Annotated in this window: 17 protein-coding genes and 2 pseudogenes; 3 read left to right on the top strand and 16 right to left on the bottom strand. The window is 70.6% G+C overall.

Translation table 11 applies throughout. From position 1 onward, the window contains the following. Nucleotides 1-5 precede the first annotated feature (5 nt). From ACFWDI_RS04515 to ACFWDI_RS04475, 9 genes and pseudogenes are all read right to left on the bottom strand, one after another. On the bottom strand, nucleotides 6-2,411 hold the full coding sequence (locus ACFWDI_RS04515; protein WP_385301283.1) for a VWA domain-containing protein: 2,406 nt from the start codon (nucleotides 2,409-2,411) through the stop codon (nucleotides 6-8). Nucleotides 2,412-2,417: 6 nt separating this feature from the next. Beyond that, nucleotides 2,418-2,864, bottom strand: a complete 447-nt coding sequence (locus tag ACFWDI_RS04510) for a Pycsar system effector family protein (RefSeq protein ID WP_385301281.1) — start codon at nucleotides 2,862-2,864, stop codon at nucleotides 2,418-2,420. Nucleotides 2,865-2,920: 56 nt separating this feature from the next. Next, nucleotides 2,921-4,207, bottom strand: a complete 1,287-nt coding sequence (locus tag ACFWDI_RS04505) for a hypothetical protein (protein ID WP_385301280.1) — start codon at nucleotides 4,205-4,207, stop codon at nucleotides 2,921-2,923. After that, entirely contained in the window at nucleotides 4,204-6,501 is a 2,298-nt protein-coding gene (locus ACFWDI_RS04500) for a hypothetical protein (protein WP_385301279.1), read from the bottom strand. The genes ACFWDI_RS04505 and ACFWDI_RS04500 overlap by 4 nt, the downstream gene beginning before the upstream one ends. Then, nucleotides 6,498-7,349, bottom strand: a complete 852-nt coding sequence (locus tag ACFWDI_RS04495; protein ID WP_385301277.1) for a hypothetical protein — start codon at nucleotides 7,347-7,349, stop codon at nucleotides 6,498-6,500. The genes ACFWDI_RS04500 and ACFWDI_RS04495 overlap by 4 nt, the downstream gene beginning before the upstream one ends. Nucleotides 7,350-7,424: 75 nt before the next feature. Continuing rightward, entirely contained in the window at nucleotides 7,425-8,153 is a 729-nt protein-coding gene (locus ACFWDI_RS04490) for a Crp/Fnr family transcriptional regulator (RefSeq protein WP_385301276.1), read from the bottom strand. A 209-nt stretch (nucleotides 8,154-8,362) separates the two neighbouring features. Next, the gene (locus ACFWDI_RS04485; RefSeq protein ID WP_385301275.1) at nucleotides 8,363-10,918 is read right to left on the bottom strand and encodes a polynucleotide kinase-phosphatase; all 2,556 of its coding nucleotides are present in this window, start codon (nucleotides 10,916-10,918) and stop codon (nucleotides 8,363-8,365) included. Beyond that, entirely contained in the window at nucleotides 10,915-12,471 is a 1,557-nt protein-coding gene (locus tag ACFWDI_RS04480) for a 3' terminal RNA ribose 2'-O-methyltransferase Hen1 (protein ID WP_385301273.1), read from the bottom strand. Before ACFWDI_RS04480 ends, ACFWDI_RS04485 begins: the two co-directional genes overlap by 4 nt. A gap of 271 nt (nucleotides 12,472-12,742) precedes the next feature. After that, a pseudogene (locus ACFWDI_RS04475) lies at nucleotides 12,743-13,144 on the bottom strand (diaminopimelate decarboxylase family protein); the annotation flags it as partial. A 368-nt stretch (nucleotides 13,145-13,512) separates the two neighbouring features. Between ACFWDI_RS04475 and ACFWDI_RS04470 the strand changes: the two are divergent. The 3 genes from ACFWDI_RS04470 to ACFWDI_RS04460 all read left to right on the top strand — a co-directional run bounded on the left by ACFWDI_RS04470 (nucleotide 13,513) and on the right by ACFWDI_RS04460 (nucleotide 18,663). Further along, nucleotides 13,513-15,423 (top strand): amino acid transporter, encoded by a 1,911-nt coding sequence (locus ACFWDI_RS04470; RefSeq protein ID WP_385301628.1) that lies wholly within the window; start codon nucleotides 13,513-13,515, stop codon nucleotides 15,421-15,423. Between the two features lie 480 nt (nucleotides 15,424-15,903). Next, entirely contained in the window at nucleotides 15,904-17,967 is a 2,064-nt protein-coding gene (locus ACFWDI_RS04465; protein WP_385301627.1) for a SpoIIE family protein phosphatase, read from the top strand. 279 nt (nucleotides 17,968-18,246) lie between these two features. Next, entirely contained in the window at nucleotides 18,247-18,663 is a 417-nt protein-coding gene (locus tag ACFWDI_RS04460) for a hypothetical protein (RefSeq protein WP_385301271.1), read from the top strand. Nucleotides 18,664-18,703: 40 nt separating this feature from the next. Here ACFWDI_RS04460 and mmuM read toward each other — a convergent pair whose 3' ends face one another. The 7 genes and pseudogenes from mmuM to ACFWDI_RS04425 all read right to left on the bottom strand — a co-directional run bounded on the left by mmuM (nucleotide 18,704) and on the right by ACFWDI_RS04425 (nucleotide 25,042). Next, nucleotides 18,704-19,621, bottom strand: a complete 918-nt coding sequence (mmuM, locus tag ACFWDI_RS04455; RefSeq protein ID WP_385301270.1) for a homocysteine S-methyltransferase — start codon at nucleotides 19,619-19,621, stop codon at nucleotides 18,704-18,706. 32 nt (nucleotides 19,622-19,653) lie between these two features. Next, a complete protein-coding gene (locus tag ACFWDI_RS04450; protein WP_385301269.1) occupies nucleotides 19,654-20,577 on the bottom strand; it encodes an LLM class F420-dependent oxidoreductase in 924 nt (307 codons plus the stop codon). 289 nt (nucleotides 20,578-20,866) lie between these two features. Further along, nucleotides 20,867-21,355: pseudogene (locus ACFWDI_RS04445) on the bottom strand (DUF6099 family protein); the annotation flags it as partial. Nucleotides 21,356-21,537: 182 nt separating this feature from the next. Then, nucleotides 21,538-21,870: a nucleotide pyrophosphohydrolase gene (locus ACFWDI_RS04440; RefSeq protein WP_385301267.1), complete on the bottom strand. Its 333-nt coding sequence runs from the start codon at nucleotides 21,868-21,870 to the stop codon at nucleotides 21,538-21,540. Then, the gene (locus ACFWDI_RS04435; protein WP_385301266.1) at nucleotides 21,867-23,015 is read right to left on the bottom strand and encodes an AAA family ATPase; all 1,149 of its coding nucleotides are present in this window, start codon (nucleotides 23,013-23,015) and stop codon (nucleotides 21,867-21,869) included. Before ACFWDI_RS04435 ends, ACFWDI_RS04440 begins: the two co-directional genes overlap by 4 nt. A 56-nt stretch (nucleotides 23,016-23,071) precedes the next feature. After that, nucleotides 23,072-23,473, bottom strand: coding sequence for a cell division protein SepF (locus ACFWDI_RS04430; protein WP_385301265.1), 402 nt, complete (start codon nucleotides 23,471-23,473; stop codon nucleotides 23,072-23,074). Nucleotides 23,474-23,632: 159 nt separating this feature from the next. After that, nucleotides 23,633-25,042: an NADP-dependent succinic semialdehyde dehydrogenase gene (locus tag ACFWDI_RS04425; RefSeq protein WP_385301264.1), complete on the bottom strand. Its 1,410-nt coding sequence runs from the start codon at nucleotides 25,040-25,042 to the stop codon at nucleotides 23,633-23,635. Nucleotides 25,043-25,114 lie beyond the last annotated feature (72 nt).

Below are 25,114 nucleotides of genomic sequence, written 5' to 3'. Positions count from 1 at the left end.
GTGACTCAGAAATTGGGGTCGAACCGGCGCGTACCGGCCGTCTGTTCTCCGGTGTCGGCCGGGTCACCGCCCGGGCGAGGGCGGCCGGCCGCATCGTTGCCGCGGTTGGGCCGGGACCAGCGGCCGCGCGATGGTGTGCCCGCGTCGCCGCCGGCCCGCCCGCCCCGGGCGCGGCCGGGCCAGCTGCGACCGCGCTCGCCACGCGAGGGCCGGCCGGCCGGGCCGCGCCGGTCGCGTACGACGAGTTCCAGGCCGTCGGCGATGCCGGTCGACTCCCCCGCGCGTACGGCGTGTTCGCGCCCCTGGTGCGGGCGGAGCAGGAGCTCGCCCGCCCCGGTGCGGCGCAACCGGTGGGAGGCGGGCGCTCCGGGGGTGCTGCGCTGGAGCGAGGGAGCGGCTCCCGTGGCCCGGTCCACGGTGAAGTGGAATTCGCCGCCGGTGCTCTGCCCCGAACGTATGGTGAGCTCGTCGAGCGATCTGCCCTCCGTGCTCAACTCCAGCTGTACGCCGACGAGATCGCGGCGCCGTCTGCGGGCTCCGAGCCGTACGACGGCGAAGGCCGCGAGCAGCAGCACCAGTGCGGCGCCGCCGATCACCGCGCCCCACCAGCGGTCCCACAAGGTGGGCGGCGCCTCGACCCGGAGATCGAGGAACGAGGTGTCCAGCACGCGCCCGTCGTCGCCCGTGTCGACGACGGTGATGCTTCCTCCCACCTCGCCGAGCGGAGTGCCGGGACCGAGCGAGAGAGCGAACCTGGCGCGGGTGCGCTCGCCCGGGGCAGCCGTGACGGTGGCCGGGCTGATCCGCAGTGCGGAGCCGGGCGCCTGGTCGTCGAGGGCCAGCCGCAGTGTGTGCGGTCCGCTGTCGTTGTTGGTGATGTCCAGGGTGCCGCCGACGGTGGCGCCGGGGTGCACGGTGGCCCGGTCGACCGTCAGCCCCGCTGTGACGGGCGGAGTGCCCGAGGTGACTCGGGCGTGCAGCGGACGGTGGTCGGCGGTGACCCCGGGTGCGGCCATCTGCGTGGTGAGTTCGAGGTCTCCCGATGCGCCGGCCGGCACGGTGAGCGTGCCCGTGAAGCGCACGTCGTCGGCCCGCTGGTCCGGTGCCCGGCCGTCGTCCGCCAGCCGCACGGTGACCGGGGCGAATCCACTTCCTGACAGCCGCGCGGAGACCTTGACACCGGCCAGCTGGCGCGGGTCCGTGAGCACGACGCCGCGCCTGGTCTGCATCCGGATCTCGACCACGGCCTGCTCTCCGGCACGCGGCGCGGCGGGGTCCAGGGTCACGGCGGAGCGCAGCCGGCCCTGCCAGATGGCGCGGACGGCGACCTCACGGTCCCGGTGGCCCTCCGGTGCCTCGACCCGGACCCGCCAGCGGCCGGGCAGTGGATTCTTCACGCGCAGCGCCTCGACCGGGCCGTCCTGGCCGCTGACTTCGAAGGTCGAGCCGTCGAACGCCCCTTGCGTGGGCACCTTGCGGCCGCTGGGGTCGTAGTAGGTGACCGACACCTTGGGGTCGTGTTTGCCGACCGTGATCGATCCGTCGGTGGCGATCGGCGGGATCGTCACCGTCAGATCGGCCGGCGGCTTTCCGACCGTGCCGTGTGCGATCTGGGCGCAGCGTGCCGCGGCGAAGGTCTCCTGCAGCGCCTTGTCGATCTGCGCCGAGCTGTCCACCACCCGCATCCGCGGGGTGGCGTCGGGCAGATCGGCGCAGCCGTTGCGGTAGCCGCCCTCGGCCATCTCGGTCAGGGCCGCCCGGTCTATCTCGCTCCCGAAACCGAGCGGCCAGACCTGGACGGATTCGCGGCGGGCGCGGGCGAGCGCCTCGGTCAGCCGTTTGGCGCCGTTGGCCTGGCGGCTGGCGGCGTCGGTGCCGTACTCCGGGCTGTCACGCACATCCAGTTTGCCGTCGGTGAGCAGGAAGACCACCTTCGGGGTGGCTTTGTTGCTCTCGGACAGCCGGTCGACGGCCTGGCTCAGGGCGGCCGGGAAGTCGGTTCCCGGACCGGTCCGCCGCGGATCCCGGCGGGACAGCTCCTGTACGCAGTCGCTCAGTCGCTGCCGTCCCGCGGCGTCGGCCACGGTCAGTCCGCAGACCTCCCGCACCGCTGTCTGTCCCGCCTTCTCGGAGCTGCCGAACCCGATGACGGCGGCGCGGGAGCGCTCCGAGATCTCGCCCTGGCTCAGCAGCGCGGCTGCTTCCACCTCGCGTGTCAGATCCTTGTCGGAGAGACTCTTCGACTGGTCGACGACCACGGCGAAGTCGATCGGGTCCGGGCCCTCGGTGGCGGGCGCCGGGGCGCGGGCGCTCCCCGTCGCCGTCGCCGTCGCGGGCGCCGTGAGCGGCCCGGACAGGGCCAGCAGCGCGCCGGCCATCACCAGGGCGCCCGCCTTGCTTCTCAGGTGCATCGTCTCTCACCACAGTTCGCTGAAGAGGGTCAGTAGCGCGCCGAGCGCGAGGGAACACACGCCCATGCGCAGCCACCGGTATTTCGCGGCGAGCACCGCTCCGTGCACGCTCGCCTGGTCCAGCAGCCAGCCGGTGACGTCCTCGCCCGCTGAGGCGAGGCGGGCCAGCAGTTGTTCCGAAGAGGCGCGGGCCGCCAGGTCGCGCAGCAGGGTGCGGTCGGCGCCGATCCTGGTGCGCGGCAGGATCACGGCGACGAGCATCAGCACTCCGGCACCCCAGAACAGGCCGCCCACAACAAGAAGCGCCGGTGTGGAGCGCGACTCGGGCAGCGGAGTGGATCCCTTGGAGAGGATGACGGCGAGGAAGGCGACGGCGCCGGAGAGCAGGATCGCCGCCTTCGTGTCGGCCCTGCCGATGTCCTCGCGGACCGACATGAGCAGACGCTCCGCCATGAAGCGGACATCCTCCGGTCCGGGCCGGTCCGGTCCTGGCCGTAAGGCGCCGGAGCTCATTCGTCGTCCCAGTCGTCGAATGCCTCACTGGGCCTGGACGTACGGGGCCGGGACGGCCGGCGCTCCTCCGGGTCCCGTTCCGCCGCGGATTCGACCCGGGTCGGTTCGTACACATGCGGCGGGTCGTCGCTCCCGGCCGGGCTGCCGCCCGTGCTCGCTCCCTCCGCGTCCCAGGAGGGCCGGTCCGGCTCCGGTCGCGCGGGCGCTTCCCCGAGCGCGGGTCGCTGCGGCCCGCGCTGGGGCAGCACTCGGTCGACGACGCCACCGAGCACGCCACCGGTGCTTTCCCGCAGGTACTGCAGCACCTCGTACATCGGCTCTCCGATGTCATGGCGCTCCAGGACCCCGGTGTCGATGAGCCGGTTGAACACCGTGAGGAAGTCGGCCTGGCCCTCACGCCGCTCCTGCCGGATCGCGCGACGGATCTCCCACTGCTTGTCCGGGTTCTGCGCCATGTGGTGGGCGATTTCGGCCTCTTCGCCGCTCCGCAGCAGGATCTCCAGTTCACGCGCCCGATCGGCGACCAGCCGCCGTTCATGGGCGTCCTTGCGCCGCTGGGCCTCCGCCATGCGCTCGTCCTTGGCCATGTCCAGATCGACCTCGTGCCGCTGCTGGACCTTCCTCTGGACCACCTTGCTCAGATCGATGAAGACATGGACACGGGTGCGCAGGCCGAGATCGCGGCCCAGGGCCAGCCGGCCCGCGCTCAGTTCGTCGCGCACCGCCTCGTCGGCGCGCTGTGCCTCGGTGAGTGCGAAGCGCCGCGATACCGCGCGCAGCCCGTCGAGGAGTTCGTCGTGCAGCAACTCGGCTACGTCCCAGACCCGTTGGGTGACCACCAGATACGGGTCGGTGACCTCCCAGTGCACCTTCGCCGACGCGTCGAAGAAGACTCCGTCGCCGGCGGCGGGCAGCCGGAGGTCGAATTCGGTGACGTTCCGGCCGAGCAGCACCTCGAACACGGTGTACGCCCGGCTGAGCCACTGTCTCTGGTGGTTCTCGCGGCGCTCCGGCCACACCACGCTGTGCCCGCCGTTTCCGTACATCACCACCGCGGCGATCTGGCCGCTCCGGCGTTTGTACGGCGGCGAGCACTCCCGTACGAGCGGCCCTTTCGGACGCTCCCGGTGCTGTTCCCTTTCCTGCTCCGGGCGCTGCTGTTGGCGAAGTTCCCGTTCCTGCGCCCAGTTCTGCCCCGGCTGCTGCATCTGCCGTTGTTGGCGCTGCTGTCCTTGGCGCTGCTGTGCCGCCTTCGGCCCCTCGTCGGCCCCGGGAGTGGTCATCGATCGGCTCCTTCTCCCACGGCGTCCCACATCCGGCTGGCCGCGGCCCTGTTCAGTGGCCTGTCGCGGTCTCTGACGAGGTCCTCCAGCAGACTTCTCAGCCGGTCGCGGTCCCGGCGCTGTTCGGCGAGCAGCGGGAGAAAGTCACAGACCAGCCGGAGTGCTTCCTCGTTGCGCGAGGCCCGGCGCAGCAGGCTGCCCAACTCGTCGAGCGCCGTCTCGCCGGCGCGGGCGGTGGCGAGGGTGTGCCGCAGCAGGGCCGCCAGCTCCGGCGCGAGCTGCGGCCGGGTCGCCAGCAGCGCGACGAGCAGCGGCTGTGCGTCGTACGGCTCCAGTTCCGGGACCTCCCTCAGACCCCAGAGGTAGGTGGTGCGCATCGTGAGCGTCCCGATCATGGAGATCAGCACAAGATTGGCAAGCTTTCGGCGCCCGTCCTTCAGCCAGTCGGCGAGCCGGCCGGTCACCGTCTCGGGCTCCCCGGAGGCGAGCAGCCTCATAACGCTGAACGAAGCCGTGCCGAGCACGTCGACGTCGTCGTCATCCTGCCTGCGCACCACACTGACCAGCGCGTCGAGCGAGGCGCTGACCGAGCCGGCCGGCAGGACATAGCCGTGGGCCAGCACGGCGGTGGCGAGCAGGGCGTCGTCGTCGCTCTTCGCCCAGTCCTTCACCAGCGACTTGACCGCCGGCTGTACCTTCGGGTCGCGCGCCGCCTCGGCGAGCGCCGTCGCCGCGGCCATCTGCGGTACGGGGTTGTCCAGTGCGGCCATGGGGCGCACCAGTTCACCGAATCCGTAGATCCAGTCCCAGGAGCAGAGAACACCTGCCGCAATGGAGGCGCGCACCCATACCTCGGGGCGCGGGTCGTCGCACAGGATCCGCAGCCAGCGCGCCATGGGGCCGCGGACATTGTGGTAGCCGTGCCACACCTCGCGGAGCACGGCCGTGGCCAGGCTCTCGCCCTGGAACCGGATGGCGCGCATCGGGACCCGGGCGTCTCCGAGGTCGATCTCGCCGTCCTCCAGTACGGACCGGGCGACCATCGGGCGGATCTCGGCGTGCGTGCCGAAGAGCCGGCGTCCCACGGGCTGTTCCGGGTCCAGGGTCACCGCCAGCTCCCACGCGAGCAGTTCGGCGGCTTCCGCGGTAAGGCTGTAGGCGGAGCCGTTGAACACGGCCACGGCGATCCGGAAGGCGGCGGCGCTCAGCGTCGGCAGTGCCTCGGGAAGCATGCCGGGCCGGTCGGCCCCGGCGAACCACGCCCGCGCCTGTGCCCGGACGAAAGTGGCGCAGTCGTCGAGCAGTTGCTCGTCCGTCAGCTCCCCCTTCTGACGGCGGGCCAGATGGTCGGCGAGCCGTGCGGCCTCGCGGGGCCGCAGTTCGTCGAGGCCGAGGGCCTCGGTGACATCGGAACGCCCGGCGAGCGCCCGCGCGCTGTCGAGGGCGCCTTCGGGCTCACTCTTCAGCAGCACCCGCAGATGACGGTGGAGCACCTCCTCGGCGGGTGCGGGCGGGCAGTACATGCCGTAGCGGCCGCGGAGCAGTCGGTCGGCCAGGTCTCCGCTCTCGACCAGCACCACTCCGTACGCATTTGACTTGCGCAGCAGTTCGCTGAACCTGTCGAGGTGGAGCTCGGAGAGGCGGCTGGGCCTGCGGGGCTCCTTGCGGGTCTCGCCCCGGTGGCGCTCGGGCTCCCGGCGTCCGTCGTCCGGCGGCAGCTCCAGGAGATGGCCGGCCCCGGCTTCGATCATCTGCTCGGTGATCTCGTGCACCGCGTGGCTCGGATCCAGCCGGGTCACTTGATTGTCCGCCAGTTCGGAGAGCAGGGCGAGGGCGGTGGCCTTACGGCCGCTCCCGGATTCGCCACACAGCACCAGAAGCCCGTCCGTACGCAGGAGTTGCTTCATCCGGTGGTAGCCGGAGGCCTCGCAGTAGACGTCGGCGAGGTGCTTCAGCGCCTCCAGCGGGACCGAGCCCTGGACCACGGGCGGGCTGCTGTCGGGGCCGAACTGGCCGATGAAGTAGTTGCCTTCGAATACCTGGCCGTCGCCGCGGATCTCATAGGTGCGTTCGGCGCGGCCCGGCGCGAAGGTTCGGCGCGCGGCGTGTGCGGTGCCGGCGCCGCCGGTGCCGCCCGAGCCGCCCAGCGGGTTGCGTCCGGCCTGCTCGAAGGGGTTCGCCTCGGGCTGCTGCTCCGCTGTGTCGGCACCGCTGTTCTCCGAACCGGAAGGCGGCGGTGACTGCGGTTCCTCGTTCTTCTCGTCCTGCGGCGGGGAGTCGTCCTGGTCGCTCATGCCTCGCCTCCCTCGCCGCGGGCGGAGCGGTCCCGGCCCTTGTTGATGCCGGTGAATCCGCCGCGGATCTCATTGCCCTTGAAGATCTGCATGTCTCCCTGGGCGTTGTACTGATTCGCGTGGTCCGGATCCGCGTAGTCCTGATCCATCGGCGACGGGGCGCCCGGAACCGGGTCGCCGGGTGTCCGGCCGGCGGACGTAGGTGGCGGTGGGCCGTCCCCCTTCACCGGCCCACCGCCGGTCTGCTCCGCCGCCCGGTCGCCGAGCGGCGGCTCGGGCCAGCGGGGTATGTGGAACCAGGCGGTCTCGTCGGTCTCCTTGTACTGGACCGGCGCCTGGCGGTAGTGACCCGGTTCGACGTAGCGCCCGCCCTCGGCGACCACATTCACGTACAGCCAGTCGGAGACCACGATCAGCAGGTCAGCCTTGTCGGCAGTGGTCATGATCTGCTTCGCCGTGGGGCTGTCGCAGAGCCGGCAGGCAAGATCCACCGCACGTCCCACGAGGCCCTTGCCGTCGTCGAGGACGAGGCCGGCGTTCATGCCGACGCGTAACCGCAGTGGCCGTGCGCTGCCGTCGTTGAGTTCCCGCAAGCTCTCGTACAGGGTGTCGACCCACCGGCCGACCATGAGGGTCGGCGGCACCTCGGGCCGCAGGGCCACGAGGATGCCGTCCCCCCTGTCCTCCTGGTGGACCCGCCCCGGCTCGATACCGACGGACGCGTGCGCCTCGGTGAACGCCTCGTACATGGCGGAGCGCATCCGCTTCTTGGCTTCCAGACCCAACTTCCCCGATCCACAGGCGTCTCCGAAGATCACCAGTCTGTGGACGGCTCCCGCACTGCTCACTAGGACTCCCTGCGTGCTGTGGCGCTTGGTGACAGGTCAACTCTGGGCGCGCGCGGCGGCCGGCGATGTAGCGGTTTACACAGCCGGCGGAGATTTCTCGGGCGGCTGTGTCCCGGGCGGCTGCCCGCGGCCCTGGGCGAGGAGGAGCAGCACCTGCATATCGGTGACGATCACCCGGCGGTTGGCCGTACGGACCACGTCCTGCTCCCGCAGCAGGCGGAGCGCCTTGGCGACCGCCTCTCGGGTCGCTCCTATGGCCGCCGCCAAGTCGTGCTGCGGCAGCGGGAGTTGCAGAACGGTGCCGTCGTCGCCGCGGCGGCCGGCCCGCTCGGCGAGCTCCACCAGCCGGGCGGCGAGCCGCTGCAGCACGGTGCCGGAGGCGAGGGAACGGCGCTCGATGTCCGCGCTGCGCAGCCGCGTGCTCAGCTGGCGCATGATCAGCGAGGTGGCGTGCGGTCTGGCGGCCAGGAAGCCCCTGAACCGGACTCCGGACACGGCCACCGCCTCCACCGGGCCGAGTGCGGTGACGGTGGCGCTGCGCGGCCCCTGATCGACGGCGGCGAGATCGCCCACGACCTCGCCCGCACCGCGCAGGGCGAGTATCAGCCGGGCGCCGCGCTCCGTCTCGACCGAGACAACGGCCCATCCGGAGAGCAGCGCCAGCACATACGTCGTTGTGTCGCGTTCGCGGATCATCACGTCACCGGGTTCGTACGCCCGCGGTGCACCCGCGCCGAGCAGCGCACGGCGGTCCTGAAGGGTGAGGGCGTCGAGGAACGAGCGGTCCTGGCCGAACAGACTCATCGTTCCCCCACAACGATCCAACTGGCCCTTTCCGGGGGACCACGCGATCTGCTGGTGTGCTCTTCCTCCCACGTCACGTGGCGCCCTCAGCACCAGAATCGATGGCTTGAATCGCGTCACGCGGTGGGGTGAAAACGCTAGGTGCTCGTCGAGACAGACGTCAACGAGAACGAACCGTGCGCCCCCTCAACCGCACCTGTGCGCCCCTTTTACAGCCGCGGGTCGACCGGCTCCGACTCCAGTGCGAGCACCGCGAAGACCGCTTCATGAATCCGCCACAGCGGCTCGCCGTCGGCCAGCCGGTCCAGGGCCTCGAGCCCCAGCGCGTACTCCCGCAGCGCCAGCGAGCGCTTGTGGTTGAGGAACCGGTTGCGCAGCCGCTCCAGATTCTCCGGGCGGGTGTATTCGGGGCCGTAGATGATCCGCAGGTATTCGCGGCCGCGGACCTTGATGCCCGGCTGCACCAGTCGGCCCTTCTCGTCGCGCGCGAGTGCCTGGAGCGGCTTGACGACCATGCCCTCGCCGCCTCTGCCGGTCATCTCCAGCCACCAGTCGACACCGGCGCCGACCGAGGCCTCGTCGCCGGTCTCGACGACGAGGCGCCGGGTGACCTGGAGCAGGCCGGTCGGGTCATGCTCCACCAGCCGGTCCAGCCACGCCAGTTGCTCGTCGTGCGGTACGGCGGCGAGCGAACGCCCCTGTACCGCCAGGATCTGGAACGGAGCGAGACGCACCCCTTTCAGCCCCTCGGTCGTCCAGCAGTAGCGCCGGTACGCGTCGGTGAACGCGGCGGCGTCGGCGGCGCGTTCGCGCTGCTCGGCCAGGAGTCCGTCCACATCGACGCCGCGCCCGACGGCAGCCTCGAGAGCCGCCGTGGCACCGGGGAAGACGGCGGCGGACGCGGCGCCGACCGCCGCGTACTGCGAGCGCAGCAGTCCGGCCGCCTTGAGCGACCAGGGCATCAGCTCGGCGTCGAGCAGCAGCCACTCCGTACCGAACTCGTCCCACAGGCCGGCCGCGGTGACAGCCGTACGCAACCGGTCGAGGACCGCCTCGGTGACGGACTGGTCGTCGAAGAAGGGCCGTCCGGTACGGGTGTGCAGCGCGCCGGTGGGGCCGTCGACCCCGAACCGCTCGCGCGCGGCCACGGCGTCACGGCAGACGAGCGCCACCGCCCGCGAGCCCATGTGCTTCTCCTCGCACACGACCTTGGCGATGCCGTCCGCCCGGTACTGGGCGAAGGCCTCGGCCGGGTGCTCCAGGTATCCGGGCTCCTTCGATGTCGCGGTCGGCGACATGGTCGGCGGAAGATAGGCGAGCAGTCGCGGGTCGACGGCGAAACGGCTCATGACCTCGAGCGCCGCCGCGGCGTTCTCCTCGCGCACACCGATACGCGCCATGTGCCGGGTCTCCACAACCCGCCGGCCCTGCACATCGGCGAGGTCCAGGGGACGGCCCTCGCGGCCGCCCGGCGCCTCGGTGGTCAGCGGCTTGGCCGGCTCGTACCAGACCTTCTCGGCCGGTACGTCGACGAGCTCGCGCTCCGGCCAGCGCAGCGCGGTCATCCTGCCGCCGAAGACCGCTCCGGTGTCCAGGCAGATGGTGTTGTTGATCCACGAGGTGCTGGGCACGGGTGTGTGCCCGTAGACGACGGCTGCCCGTCCTCGGTAGTCCTCCGCCCACGGGTAGCGCACGGGCAGGCCGAACTCGTCGGTCTCGCCGGTCGTGTCGCCGTACAGCGCGTGTGAGCGGACCCGTCCCGAGGTGCGCCCGTGGTACTTCTCCGGCAGACCGGCGTGGCAGACCACGAGCTTGCCCTCGTCGAGTACGTAGTGGCTGACGAGTCCGTCGATGAACTCCCGCACCTGCTCGCGGAAAGTGTCGTCCTCCTTCTCCAGCTGCTCGATGGTCTCGGCGAGTCCGTGCGTGTGCTGGACGTTCCTGCCCTTGAGCCAGCGTCCGAGCTTGTTCTCGTGGTTGCCGGGCACGCACAGGGCATTGCCGTCGGCGACCATGCTCATCACGCGGCGCAGCACACCGGGGCTGTCGGGTCCCCGGTCGACGAGGTCGCCGACGAAGACCGCCGTACGCCCTTCGGGATGAGCACCGTCCTGGTAGCCGAGCTTGGCGAGCAGGGTCTCCAGCTCGGAGCGGCAGCCATGGATGTCGCCGATGATGTCGAACGGGCCGGTGAGGTGCCTGAGGTCGTTGTAGCGGCGCTCGAGGACGACCTCGGCGCTCTCGACCTCCTCCACGCTGCGCAGGATGTGCACCTTGCGGAAGCCCTCGCGCTCCAGTCCGCGCAGCGAGCGGCGCAGTTCGCGCCGGTGGCGCTGGATGACATGGCGGGGCATCCCGGCCCGGTCGGGGCGTGCGGCGTTGCGTTCGGCGCAGACCTCTTCCGGCATGTCGAGGACGATCGCGATGGGCAGCACGTCGTACTGGCGCGCCAGCTGCACAAGCTGCCGGCGGCTCTCGGGCTGCACGCTGGTGGCGTCGACGACGGTCAGCCGCCCGGCCGCGAGCCGCTTGCCCGCGATGTAGTGCAGTACCTCGAACGCGGCACCGCTCGCGCTCTGGTCGTTCTCGTCGTCGGCGACGAGCCCGCGGCAGAAGTCGGAGGAGATGACCTCGGTGGGCTTGAAGTGCTTACGGGCGAAGGTGGACTTGCCGGAGCCGGTGGCTCCGATGAGGACGACGAGGGACAGGTCGGTCACCGGGAGCATGCGCTTCGCCGGCGCGGTGGTCGGAGTGGTACTGGTCATGCGGCCTTCGCCTCCTTCTCGGCCTCGGTCTTGTCGGTGTTCCGGTTCTTGTCGGTGTTCGGGGTCTTGCCGGTGTTTCGGGTCCTGCCGGTGTTCTTGGCCTTCTCAGTCTCGTCGCTCCTGGTGAAGACAGCCATCTGGGTGGGCGGCCCCACCTCGGGGTCGTCGGGCCCCACGGCGACGAACTCGACTCCGTAGCCGTCCCGTTCGCCGACGGCGTGCGCCCAGGAGCGGAATTCCGCGCGCGTCCACTCGAAGCGGTGGTCGCCGTGGCGCACATGCCCGGCGGGCAGCGTCTCCCAGCGGACGTTGTACTCGACGTTCGGCGTTGTCACGACCACGGTCTGCGGCCGGGCGGACCCGAACACCGCGTACTCCAGCGCGGGCAGCCGCGGCAGATCGAGGTGCTCGATGACCTCACTCAGCACGGCGGCGTCGTACCCGCCGAGCCGCTTGTCGGTGTACGTGAGCGAACCCTGCAGCAGCTTGACGCGCGCGGCCTGCCGCTCACCCATCCGGTCCAGCTTCAGCCGGCGCCCTGCGACGGTGAGCGCCCGCACGGACACGTCCACCCCGACGATCTCGGTGAAGCGCACATCCTTGAGCAGCGCCTGCACCAACTGGCCCTGCCCGCAGCCCAGGTCGAGCACCCGGCTCGCCCCGGCCGTGCGCAGCGCCTCAAGAATCGCGTCCCGCCGCTGCTCGGCGAGCGGCACCGGCTTCTCCTCGGTGTCCGTCGTCTCGTCCACTGCGTTGTCCACGTCCTCGACCTCGAGGTCGTCGGCCTCGGCCAGCCGCACCAGCTCAAGACGTTCCATCGCCTGCCGGGTCAGCCCCCAGCGGCGCGACAGATAGCGGCTGGTGATCAGCTTCTGCTCGGGGTGCTCGGCCAGCCAGCCCTCGCCCGCCCGCAGCAGCTTGTCCACCTCGTCGGGAGCGACCCAGTAGTGCTTGGCGTCGTCGAGCACCGGCAGCAGGACGTACAACTGCCGCAGCGCGTCGGCCAGCCGCAGCTCCCCTTCGAGCACCAGCTGTACGTAGCGGGAGTCGCCCCATTCGGGGAACTTCGCGTCCAGCGCCACCGGCTCCGCCTCGACCGAGGCCCAGCCCAGCGGCCCGAAGAGCTTTCGGACCAGCTCGGCGCCACCGCGCGCGGGCAGCGCGGGCACCTCGACGCGCAGCTGCATCGGCTCCTCGGCGCGCCCGGGCAGCGCGGCGCACACACCCCGCAGGGCGCTCTTGAACACGGTGCTCAACGCGACGGCCAGCAGCGAAGACGCGGCGTACGGCCGGTCGTTGACGTACTGCGCGAGCGCCGAATCCGGCGCGCCACCACGGCCCTTGCCCTTGCCGCGCCGCACCAGCGCCACCGGATCCACCTCCAGCAGCAGCGCGGACGTGCAGCGTTCGGCGGACGCCTCGGGGTAGAAGACATGCGCCGTACCGTGCGAGGTGGAGAACGTCTGCGCCTTGTCGGGATGCTTGTGCAGCAGAAAGCCGAGGTCGGTGGCGGGACGTTCGGGGGTACCGGTCGTACTGATCGTCAGGAACATCCGACGTACCTCTTTGACCTTCGCTTAGACGGGCTGAAACGGCTGTGACCTGCTAGGACGGGTTTCAGAGGCTATCGGAGGCAGTCAGAGGTAACCACTGAGTTTCGGACCCGGATTCGATCCGGTCCACTCGGAGCCAGGCATACGAAAGCCCCCAGCACGGCAACTTGGAGGCTTCGCTCGGCACCGATCGGAGGTCGGTTCCGGACACCACCCCTGGTTTGCCCTCCGCCGAGGGGAGCCCGGCGGAGGTTCGGGGAGGGGTTTGGCGCTACAGGCCGATGTCCCGGCGGCTCATGTCGTCCAGCGATTCACGGCGTATGAGCATCCGTGCCTGGCCGTCGGAGACGGCGACGACGGGCGGGCGGCCGACAAGGTTGTAACCGGAGGCCATGGACAGGTGGTACGCACCGGCCGCGGGTACCGCGAGCAGGTCGCCCGGGCGTACGTCACCGGGCAGTGGCACACCGTCCGCCAGTACGTCGCCCGCCTCGCAGTGCCGGCCGACCACAGTGACAAGGCGGGGCGGGACCGATGAGGGGCGGCCGATGAGCCGGGGCGCGTACCGCACCCCGTACAGCGCGGGCCTGGGGTTGTCGCTCATGCCGCCGTCGACGGCGACGAAGGTGTGCTCCCCGGTGCGCTTGACGGCGAGGACCCGGTAGAGGGCGACGGGGTGCACGCGGGCGCCGGGCAGGGACGGGTCGACGTCCTCAGGCTGATCCGCGCTGACGCCGTGTCGCTCGATGGTGGGTGGCCGGTTGCGGGACTTGGGGCGCCGTAGCTGTGCGCACACGGCTCACGCATGAGCGGGTCAGCGTTCCATGGCTCGATGTGTCCAGGCCGCATCCCGGGGCGCCGAGGCTCGCATCGAGTTGCCGTGACCAGCCGAATCACCCATGGGCGGCGTTGCGTACGCTGACTGCGCCGTCCCATCGATGGCTGATTTCCGTTTGCATACGACAGGAGTACCCGGTGGCCAGCCCAGCCCCTGCGGCTTCCGATTCCGCCGTCACCCCACGGCAGCGCCTGCGCGCTTGGATGCTGGAGGGCCTGTCCGACATGGCCAGGCACCAGCAGGGGCCGCAGGCCGAGACGGAACCCGCGCCCGCGCACAAGGGGCAGCGGTGGTGGCGGGTGATGTGCCTGACCGGCGTCGACTACTTCTCCACACTCGGCTATCAGCCGGGCATCGCCGCGCTCGCGGCCGGGCTGCTGTCGCCGGTGGCCACGATCGTGCTGGTGATCGTGACCCTGGCGGGCGCGCTGCCGGTGTATCGGCGGGTGGCCGAGGAGAGCCCGCACGGCGAGGGCTCGATCGCCATGCTGGAGCGCCTGCTGTCGTTCTGGAAGGGCAAGCTGTTCGTCCTGACCCTGCTCGGCTTCGCCGCCACCGACTTCCTGATCACCATCACCCTGTCGGCGGCGGACTCCTCCATTCACCTGGTGGAGAATCCGCATGTGCCCAGCGTGCTGCACGGACAGCAGATGGTCGTCACGCTGGTGCTGATCGCGCTGCTGGGAGCGGTGTTCCTCAAGGGCTTCCTGGAGGCGGTCGGCGTAGCCGTCGTCCTGGTCGGGTTGTACCTGGCCCTGAACGCGGTCGTCGTGGTCGTGGGCCTGTGGCACGTCGCCACCGCCGCGCACGTGGTCACCGACTGGTCCAGCGCACTGACCGCCGAGCACGGAAACGTTGTGGCCATGGTCGGGGTGGCGCTGCTGGTGTTTCCCAAGCTGGCGCTGGGCCTGTCCGGCTTCGAGACCGGCGTGGCGGTCATGCCGCACGTCGAGGGCGATGCCGGCGAAACCGAGGAGAAGCCCGCAGGACGTATCCGCGGCACGAAGAAGCTGCTGACCACCGCCGCGCTGATCATGAGCGTGTTCCTGATCGCCACCAGTTTCATCACCACCCTGCTCATCCCCGCAAAGGAGTTCGAGCCGGGCGGCGAGGCCAATGGGCGCGCGCTCGCGTATCTGGCGCACGAATACCTCGGAGACGTCTTCGGCACGGTCTACGACGTCGCCACCATCGCCATCCTGTGGTTCGCCGGCGCCTCCGCCATGGCCGGACTGCTCAACCTGATGCCCCGCTACCTGCCGCGGTACGGCATGGCCCCGCACTGGGCGCGCGCCGTGCGCCCCATGGTGATCGTCTTCATCCTGGTGGCGTTCCTGGTCACCTGGATCTTCGACGCCGACGTCGACGCCCAGGGCGGTGCCTACGCCACCGGCGTACTGGTGCTCATCTGCTCCGCGGCGATCGCGGTGACCATCGCCGCCCACCGCGCCCGACAGCGCAACTGGACGATCGCCTTCGCCGTCATATCGGCGGTCTTCCTCTACACCACCGTCCTCAACGTCATCGAACGGCCCGACGGTGTGAAGATCGGCGCCTGCTTCATCGCCGGGATCATCCTCGTCTCGCTCCTGTCGCGGCTCGCCCGCGCCTTCGAGCTGCGTGTCACCAGCGTGACGCTGGACGACATGGCCGAGCGGTTCGTACGGGACGTCGCCAGCCGCAGGATCCGGTTCATCGCCAACGAGCCCGACAACCGTGACATCACCGAGTACCGCGAGAAGATCGAGCAGATCCGGGCGGACAACGACGTCCCGGCCCAGGAGGACTTCGTCTTCGTCGAGGTGACCGTCCTTGACCCCTCGGAGTTCGAGGCGAGCCTGAACGTACGCGGCGAAGTGCTGCACGGCCGCTACCGGGTCCTGACCCTGGAGTCCTCCTCCATCCCCAACGCCCTGGCCGCCCTGCTCCTGCACGTACGCGACAAAACCGGACAGCAGCCGCACGTCTACTTCGAATGGACCGAGGGCAACCCCTTCACCAACTTCCTCCGCTTCTTCCTCTTCGGCCAGGGCGAAGTCGCCCCTGTCACTCGCGAAGTCCTGCGCGAGGCCGAACCCAACCGGTCGAAGCGACCCCGCGTCCACGTCGGCTGAGCTGCGCCGCGCCACGGCAATCGGAGCACGGGCCGCCGCGAGGCCCGCGTGAGCGGTAGGGCCCGGAAGGAGGGCGGACGGCTCCCGCTTCCCCTTGAGCGCCGGTCTCCGCGTGTCGTCGCGATGGGGCGGACGTATTGTCCGTATATGGGTGATGGTGGGTGTGGCTGGCGAGGCGCAGCCCTGCCGGAGTCGGCGGGACGTGGCCGCCGCCCGCCGGGGCCGGCCGGCGGGTGTCCTTGTGCTGTGGTTGCCGAGGTTCCGCAGTGGGCGGGGCAGCTGGTGCGCTCGGCGGTGCCGGCCGACCGGCAGGCCGGTGCGAGCTGGGCGGAGACCGGGACGAGCCTGGGCGTCAGTGGTGTGGCGGCCAGGGCGCGTTTCGGTCGGAGGCGGAGCTCTGCGCCGGCCGATGCCCGGGGAGGCTGAATGAGCCAGAACCGGGTCGGCTTCCTTGCCGATGCGGGTCCCGGCAGGCAGCTGATGGACGCCGCGTTGGTGGACGTGGTGCGGGAGAGCGTCGCGTCCAGGGGCATGCTGTATGTGCTGCCGCCGGGCGGGAACGCTCTGTGGCTGGCGGCGGTGACGGGGACTCCGCGTGAGATCGCGGCTCCGTGGACACGGGTGGGGCTGGCCAATCCGATTCCGGTGGCGGACGCCGTGCGGGAGCGGCGCCTGGTCTGGGTCGTCGGCATGGAGGAGATGGCTCGCCGTTACCCGCGATTGTCGCTCGTGCTGCCTTATGACTTTGCGTTGGCTGCTGCCCCACTGGCTTCCGGCAGCACGGTGTGGGGCGGGCTGGTGCTGCTGTGGCCGGGGGCGCATCCGCCGCAGCTGAGCCCCGGCGAGCGTGACGCCATTGACGCAGGTTGCCACCGTCTGGGCCGCATCCTGCGGGAGGTTGCCGATCACGGCGACCTGGTGCCGCAGGACCGGCCGCGGATCCTGGTCCCAGCGCCCGGCCGCGCACTGGGACCGGCCGAGGAGATGGCTGCGTTCATCGACCGCCTGCCTGGCGGGTCCTGTGCGCTGGACCTGAGCGGCCGGATCACCTTCATCACCGCAGAGGCCGCCGACCTCGTCGGAGCCGACGCCGGCGATCTGCTGGGCGCCCGGCCCTGGGAGGCGCTGCCGTGGATGGACGTCCCCGAAGTCGAGGACCGGTACCGGGCTGCGCTGGTCGGCCAGCTGCCCACCGCGTTCACCGCGCTGCGCCCGCCTGATACGTGGCTGTCGTTCGAACTGTATCCGGACACTTCCGGCATCAGCGTCCGCATCACCCCCAGCAGCCCCGCCGAGGACAGTCCTGCCACCCAGCCCGCGTCGGCCGCCGGACCGAGCCGCGCCACTGTGCTCTACCACTTGATGCACCTGGCCGCCACACTCACCGAGGCCGTCGGTGTGAAGGACGTCGTGGACCAGACGGCCGACCAGCTCCTGCCCGCACTCGGGGCGCAGGCCATGGCATTGATGGCCGCGGAGGAGGGCCGTCTGAAGATCCTCGGCTACCGCGGCTACGACGACGCACTCATGGACCACTTCGACGCCATCCCTTTGACGTCGGACATCCCCGCTGCCCGCGTGCTGGCCACCGGCGTCCCGAGCTTCGTCGCCAGTTTCGACGACCTCAAGCGCGCCTACCCTCCGGCCGTGGATGAGGACGGCATGGCGTCCTGGGCCTTTCTGCCGCTGATCGCCTCCGGCCGCACGATCGGCTCCCTCGTCCTCGCCTACGACCGGCCCCAACGTTTCCCGCCCACCGAACGCGCGGTCCTCACCTCACTGGCCGGACTGATCGGTCAGGCCATGGACCGCGCCCGCCTTTACGACACACAGCACAACGTCGCCCACCGCCTCCAGGCCGCCCTGCTGCCCCACACCCTCCCCCACATCCCGGGCCTGAACGTGGCCGCCCGCTACCTGCCCGCCGGACACGGCCTGGAAGTCGGAGGCGACTTCTACGACCTCATCCGCCTCAATGACACCACCGCCGCCGCGGCCATCGGCGACGTCCAGGGCCACAACATCGACGCCGCCGCCCTCATGGGACAGGTCCGCACCGCTGTCCACGCCCACGCCACCATCGGCGCGCCCCCCGGCGACGTCCTCAGCCGGACCAACCGTCTGCTCATCGATCTCGACCCGGGCCTGTTCACCAGCTGCCTCTACGCCCACCTCGACCTGGCCCGCCACGCCGTCTGTCTGGCCAGCGCAGGCCACCCCCGGCCCCTGGTGCGCCACGCCGACGGCCACACCGAAGTCCTGCGCGTTCCTCCCGGCCTTCTGCTCGGCATCGACCCAGAAGCCGACTACCCGGCCCTGGAGCTCCCCCTGCCGCCCGGCTGCGTGCTCCTCCTCTACACCGACGGACTCATCGAAGAACCCGGAGTCGACCCCGACGACGCCATCGCCGCGCTCGCCGGACTCCTCGAACACGCAGACGCAGGCAACCTCGATGCCATGGCCGACACTCTGATCCGGCACGCCCCCACCCCCGTCGACGACATCGCCCTGCTCCTCATCAGCCTCCAACAGACCCTCGAATGACCAGGCTGCTTCCGGTACGCCGCCGAGCGCCATCGGCACGACTTCGTCCAGGTCGATCTCGCGGATGAGCGGGGTGACCGTGCCGGTCTGCAGGCGGGACATGTCGAGGAGGTTGACCACCGCCGGCTGGACGAGCAGGGCGACAGAGTCCGTCCGCAGACCCCGTACGGCCACCGGAACCGTCGACCTTGACGACTCTCTGACACCACTCGGACACGGAAGCTCAGGCGCGGAACTCGGCCAGCCGCGGGCGCAGCGCTGCTCCTCTGCCTGCTGCTGGTGATCGACTGCGGCTCCGGCGGCCTCACCATGCTGCGCGCCGCCCTGTGGGCGGGGCTCGCGATCCTGCTGTTCGTCGTGCTGCTGCCGCCGCGGGTGACCGCCGGCGAGGGCTGGCTGGCCTCGCGCGGCCTGCTGCGTCAACGGAAAGTACGCACGGACTGCCTGGTGGCGGTGCGCTGGTCCGACGGCGTCGCGCAGCGGCTGGTCCTGCGCGACCTCGACGGCGGACGGGTCGAGCTGGACCCGCATGTGCTCATTGCCAATCCGCAGCTCTGGCGTCTGCTCGATGCGGGCGCCCGAACCTCCCTGGACCGAGGGACGCTGCTGTGCGGGGCAACGGCATTGCGGCAGCTGTCGCGGAGGATCGACGGTGAGACGGCTCATTCGGTGTTCAAGGTCTCCGGCCTCGAGTAGGGACAACCGGCCACTCCACCTGTGCCGGCTGTGACCGGCCCTACAGCTCGCCTCCCGCAGAGGTCGCGAGTGCCGCGAGCTCCTCGATCTGTCCCGGTCCCACTCGGCAGCAGCCGCCGACCAGCCGGGCCCCGGACGCCAGCCAGTCCCGCACCCTCAGCGGGTCGTAGGTGACTCCGCCGCGCCACGCCCCCTGGGCGGCGTCCCACCGCTCTCCACTGTTCGGGTAGACGACCACCGGCTTGCCCGTCACCGCCGCCGCGAGCTCCACCGCACGGTCCGCGTCACCCGGCTCGCAGCAGTTCACCCCGACGGCGATCACCTGCTCCCGGCCGGCGGCGAGAGCGAAGGCCGCCATCAGCTCCTGGCCTGCCCGGGTCCGCTCACCGGCGATGCTGTACGAGAGCCAGACCGGCACCCCGCACCCCTCGACCGCCCGCAGCAGCGCCTCCGCCTCGTCCGCGTCCGGCACCGTCTCCAGGGCGAGCACATCGGGGCCCGCCGCCGCCAGGGCTTCGATCCTCGGCCGGTGGAAGCGCTCCAGCTCCGGCACGGACAGCCCGTACCGGCCCCGGTACTCGCTGCCGTCCGCGAGCATCGCGCCGTACGGCCCCACCGAGGCCGCGACCCACACCTCCCGCTGAGCCGCGTCACCCGCACTCCGTGCCAGATCCACGCTGCGGGCGAGCAGCTCCGCGGCCTGCTCCCGCGCCACGCCTCTGCGCGCGAAGCCCTCGAAGGTGGCCTGGTAGCTGGAGGTGATGAGGACCTGGGCGCCCGCTCGTACATACGCCGTGTGGGCCGCTTCGATCTGCCGTGGATCGTCGGCCAGCAGCCGCGCCGACCAGAGGCCGTCGGACAGATCGCAGCCCTGTGCCTCCAGCTGATTGGACAGCCCGCCATCGAGGACGACGACCCCTTCGGCGAGCGCGGCGGCGAGTGTGCGGCCGGGTTTCACGAGAACTCCCGGGTGCTCGGGTCGGCGGCGGCTCAGCCCAGCTGGGACTGGACCTGCGACGAGATCAGCTCAAGATGGTCGAGGTCATCGAGGTCCAGCACCTGGAGATAGATCCGGGACGAACCGATCGCGCCATACCGTCCGATCTTGTCGACAACTTCGGCGGGCGAGCCGGCCAGCCCGTTCGCCTTCAGCTCGTCCGCCTCCCGTCCGATGACCGCCGCTCGGCGTGCCACCTCCGCGTCGTCCTTGCCCACGCAGACGACCAAGGCGTTGGAGTACACCAGGTCGTCCGCCCCGCGTCCCGCCGCCTCGGCTGCGGCGCGGACCCGGCCGAACTGCCGCTCGCTGTCCTCGACGGAGGCAAACGGAATGTTGAACTCGTCGGCGTACTGCGCGGCCAGCCGTGGGGTGCGGCTCGCCCCGTGCCCGCCGATCAGCACCGGCACCTTTCCCTGGGCGGGCTTGGGCAGCGCGGGCGAGTCGGCCAGCTGATAGTGCGTGCCCTCGTACGAGAAGGTCTTGCCGACCTCTGTGGCCCACAGTCCCGTGATGATGGCCAGTTGCTCCTCCAGCCGCCCGAACTTCTCCTTCGGGAACGGAATGCCGTACGCCTTGTGCTCCTCCTCGAACCAGCCTGCGCCCAGGCCCAGTTCCACCCGGCCGCCCGACATCTGGTCGACCTGCGCGACCTGGATGGCCAGCACGCCCGGCAGCCGGAACGTCCCGGCGGTCATCAGCGTGCCGAGGCGGATCCGCTTGGTCTCGCGTGCCAGCCCGGCCAGGGTGATCCAGGCGTCGGTCGGCCCGGGCAGTCCGTCGGCGGAACCCATGCGCAGGTAGTGGTCGGAGCGGAAGAAGGCGTCGAACCCGAGGTCCTCGGTGGCCTTGGCAACGGTCAGCAGGGTGTCGTAGCTCGCCCCTTGCTGGGGCTCGGTGAAGATTCGAAGATCCATGCATCCATCCTGCACCTTCGTACGCCCGTCAACCCCACCGTCCCTGCCATGCCCCCACCGGCTCGCCCGGGTGAAAACCGTCAACCCGGCGGCCCGCAGGAAGCCGTACCCGAGGTCACGACGGCCCCGCCGCCGAGTCCACCGCATCCATCTCATCCGCTTCCTCCACCGAGTCGGACAAAGAAGGCGAAGAAGGCGTGGAAGGGGAAGAAGGCGAGGAGCGCGGGGGGAGCAATCGAGGCGGCGCGGGAGGAGGCGAGGGAGGCGAGTCCGCCATCGTGTCCCGCGCAGCCACCGGCCCGGCTCTGCCCCGGATGGTGTCGGGCGGTCTCTCCGAATCCCGCACCGCGAGCCTGCGCAGCATTCCCCGCACCCGGTCGCTCGACTCGTCAGCGGCGTCTATCGCCTCGATGCACTGCCAGTACAGCCCCTCCTCGTCGGTGGCGCACGCGACCCCGACCAGGGCGATCCCCACATCGCCCAACAGCACTCCCAGCCCGATCAATGTCCGCCGAGCGTCCACCACCTCGGACAGCTGCGCGGCACGGACCCCGCCACTGCGCACCATCGGATGGTCGAGCACCCCGCACCCTCGACCACCGATCTCGCTGAGCCCGCGCGCCTCGCTTCTCAGCTCCAGTGGCCCGTACAGCGCCAGCCGGCTGCCGATCGCCTGGGCGAGGGCTTGCGCCTGCCAGGCCTCGGCGACGATGTCCGGCACTGCCCGGCTCTGCGCCAAGGCGTGCCGACTGAGCCCGATCAGCCGTTCCGCATCCATCTGTACGCCACCCCCGTTCGTACGACTTTCTGCCCACTCAGTTCATTACCCAGAGTGAAGCTCCTTGAGCCTGAAAGCCAGGGGAATTCGGAAATCTGTGGACACCAAGGCCGTTGTGGATATCTCAACAACTCCATAGAGTGACGAAGGTCTGTGTGGAGGGGCCGCGAACCGGTCGAAAATCACTTCGCCGGGAAGCGAATCTCATTCCGGTCGATCTTGTCGGAGAGCGCCGCCAGCGCGTCGATCCCGAGCACCTCACAGAACTGCAGCAGATACGCGAGCACATCCGCGACCTCGTCCCGCACCCGGTGCGCCGCCCCCTCCTTCTCCATCACTCGCGCCGACTGCTCGGGCGTCAACCACTGGAAGATCTCCACCAGTTCGGACGCCTCGACGCTCAGCGCCACCGCCAGGTTCTTCGGGGTGTGGTACGGCTGCCAGTCCCGCGCCGCCGCGAACTCGGCCAGCCTGCGCTGCAACCCCGCCACATCCAGTCCGTCTTCTCTCGTCACGGCACCAGGTCTACCACCGTCACACCGTCCACCCCGCGCGCATACGACGCATCGGCGACCGCCCCCACCAGCCGAATGTGCCCGCGCGCGCACATCTCCGCGCCCAGCGACAGCAGTTCGCGCGACTGCCGCGGGTCCAGGCAACGGTCGAAGCCGTCCGCCAGAACGGTGAGCGACTGGTACGCCGCCGGCACCTCGGCCGCCTGATCCATGGCCAGCACCCCCGGCCCGGTGAGCAGTACCAGCGCCAGCGCCAGATATCTCAACTCGCCCTCGCCGAGCCGCCCCACGGGCGTCGCTCCCCGTGCACCGCTCCGGCCGAGCAGCGCCCGTACCGTCCCGTCGCCGAGCTCTTCGACGGCCAGATCCGCGACGTCCCCCGCGCATCCCACCCGCGCCGCCGCGGCCAGCCGGGCATGCCGTTGGGCGCACTGGCTCCGCGTGCGGTGCAGCACCTCCGCCAGGTTGTCGCAGCCGCGCCGCAGCCTCCCCTCCCCCGCCGCCACCGGCTCGCGCATCCGCTGCGGCTGCGGGTCACAGGCGAAGACCGACCGCAGTGCCACGACGACCTGCTCGGCAGCAGCGAGGACTTGTAACTGGCCTTGCGTCTTGCCGGCCACACGCAGCGGCAGCAGCGCCGTGCCGAGCCGGTCGTCCGGCAGCGGGGCCCGCGTCACGGTCGCGGCGCCCGCCGTGTGCCAGGCAGCTTGCACCGAGGACCGTCCGGGATCGCGCAGCGCGGTGGTCAGCAGGGTGCGCCCGCCGCTGGTCAGCCGCTCGCCCACCACGCGCAGTTCGGGTTCCGCCTGTACTGCGAGATCGAGCTGTACGGGACCGGCCGGGCCGTCGACCGTGCAGCCGATCCGAAATCCCCGTCGGCCCTGCCCGTCGGCCTCCGCCCACTCCGGCACACAGGCCGCGGGTTCCGGGAAGGCCGTTTCGAGCTCGTCGCCCGCGCCGAGCCTCGCCAGCGCCTCGTACATCTGCAGGACGCTCGACTTACCGCTGCCGCTCGCGCCCGCGAAGAGGGTCAGCGGACCGAGGGGCAGGACCACGCCCCGGTGCGATTTGAAGGCGGAGAGCCGCAGTTCGGTGACTGTGGGGCGGGTGCAGTTCGCGCCGTTGAGCAGCGTGGTTACGTCCATGAGCGGGACGGTACGCAGCACGAAATGCGCCGAACCGTTCCGCCTCGATGACCTTCCTACGAACGGGGGACGGCTGCGGCGATCCCCTCGACCTCCGTGCCGACCGGGGCGAGCAGGAAGACATTCCGGTCGACCCGGTGCATCCCGCTGCCAAGACCGAAGACGACACCACTGCTGAAGTCCAGGATGCGCTTGGCCACTTCGGTTTCGGCGCCGGTGAGGTCCAGCAGTACCGGGATCTGGGCGACGAGGTACTCGGCGACCTCGCGCGCGTCGGCGAAGACCTGCACCCGCAGCACGACAAAACGACGCTGCTCGGCGGCCGCGTCCTGCGGGATCGTGTTGTGGTCGACCCGCGAAGGCCACTCGTTACGGCTGCGCAACGGGACGACCTGTGCCAGCCCCTCCCACTGTTCGTCGGTGACGTCGTACCTCTCGTACCTACTCATGCGCCCCATCCTCGCCCCCCTCACCCGTTCGGCCCAACAGCGACACGGGTGAGTGGGGCGCGGATCGGCTTGTTCGAATCGTCGCGAACGGCCCCGGCGATCCGTCCGGCCGTGACCTCGGCCCCATGTCCGGGCGAGAGGTCCGCGGGGGTCAGCTGCGTCGTCCGATCAGCTGTTGTCGTCCGGCTCGGCGCCGTGCCACACCGTGGTGACATTGCAGAACTCCTGGATACCGTGCCTCGACAGCTCCCTGCCGAAGCCGGAGCGCTTGACGCCACCGAAGGGCAGCGCGGGGTGGGAGGCCGTCATTCCGTTGAAGAAGACGCCGCCGGCGGCCATGTCGCTTTCGAACCGCTCCACTTCCCCTTCGTCGCGGGTCCACACATTGGAACTCAGTCCGAAGGGCGTGTCGTTGGCGATGGCCAACGCCTCGTCGAGGTCGGCCGCGCGGTAGACCGTGGCCACCGGGCCGAAGGCCTCTTCGTGGTGGATCCGCATACCGACGGAGATGTCGGTGAGGACGGTGGGCTCGTAGTACCAGCCCCGGTCCAGCTTCTCGGGACGCTTGGCTCCGCACCGTGCCGTCGCGCCGAGGCTCACGGCGTCGTCGACCAGCGCTTCGAGATCCGTACGGCCCTGTTCGCTGGCGAGCGGGCCGACATCGGTGGACTCCTGCATCGGGTCACCGACGGTCAACTCCCGCATTCCCGCGGTGAAACGCTCGCAGAAGTCTTCGTACACGTCGGAGTGGACGATGAAGCGCTTGGCCGCGATGCAGGACTGGCCGTTGTTCTGCACCCGGGCCGTCACCGCAGTCCGGGCCGCCCGTTCGACATCGGCCGACGGCATCACGACGAAGGGGTCGCTGCCGCCGAGCTCCAGTACGGTCTTCTTCACCTCGTCGCCGGCGATGGCGGCGACGGAGCGCCCGGCCGGCTCGCTGCCGGTGAGTGTCGCGGCAGCCACCCTGGGATCGCGCAGGATGTTCTCGACCGCGCCGGATCCCACGAGCAGCGTCTGGAAACACCCCTCCGGGAAGCCGGCCCGGCGGAAGAGGTCCTCCAGGTACAGAGCGGTCTGCGGCACGTTCGAAGCGTGCTTGAGCAGACCGACGTTGCCGGCCATGAGCGCGGGGGCCGCGAACCGTACGACCTGCCAGAGCGGGAAGTTCCACGGCATCACGGCCAGGACAACGCCGAGCGGACGGTAGCGGACGGTGGCGCGGGAAGCACCGGAGTCCTTCAGGTCGGCGGCCGAAGGATGCTCGTCGGCAAGGAGCTCCTCGGCGTGCGCGGCGTACCAGCGCATCGCCTTCGCGCACTTCGCCGCCTCCGCGCGGGCGGCCACGATCGTCTTGCCCATCTCGGTGGTCATGGTGCGGGCGATGTCCTGCTGGTCCTGTTCCAGAAGGTCCGCGGCGCGGTTGAGCAACTCCGTCCGCCGGCTGAACTCCGTGGTGCGGTGCTGCCCGAAGGCGGTCACGGCGAGCGCCAGGCGCCGTTCGATCTCCTCGGCTCCGAGCGCGTCGAACGTCCTGAGCCTCTCTCCGGTGGCGGGATTCACCGTGGCGATGGGCATGGAGCTGTCCTCCTCGAGCTCGGTCTTTCGACACTTGCGCGGTACGGACGGTCCGGCAACGCAGAGCGCCCG

It is taken from the genome of Streptomyces sp. NPDC060064 (assembly GCF_042736455.1).
GTDB lineage: Bacteria > Actinomycetota > Actinomycetes > Streptomycetales > Streptomycetaceae > Streptomyces.
The sequence above is the reverse complement of the archived record's forward strand: the minus strand, read 5'-3'. Positions and strand labels throughout refer to the sequence as shown.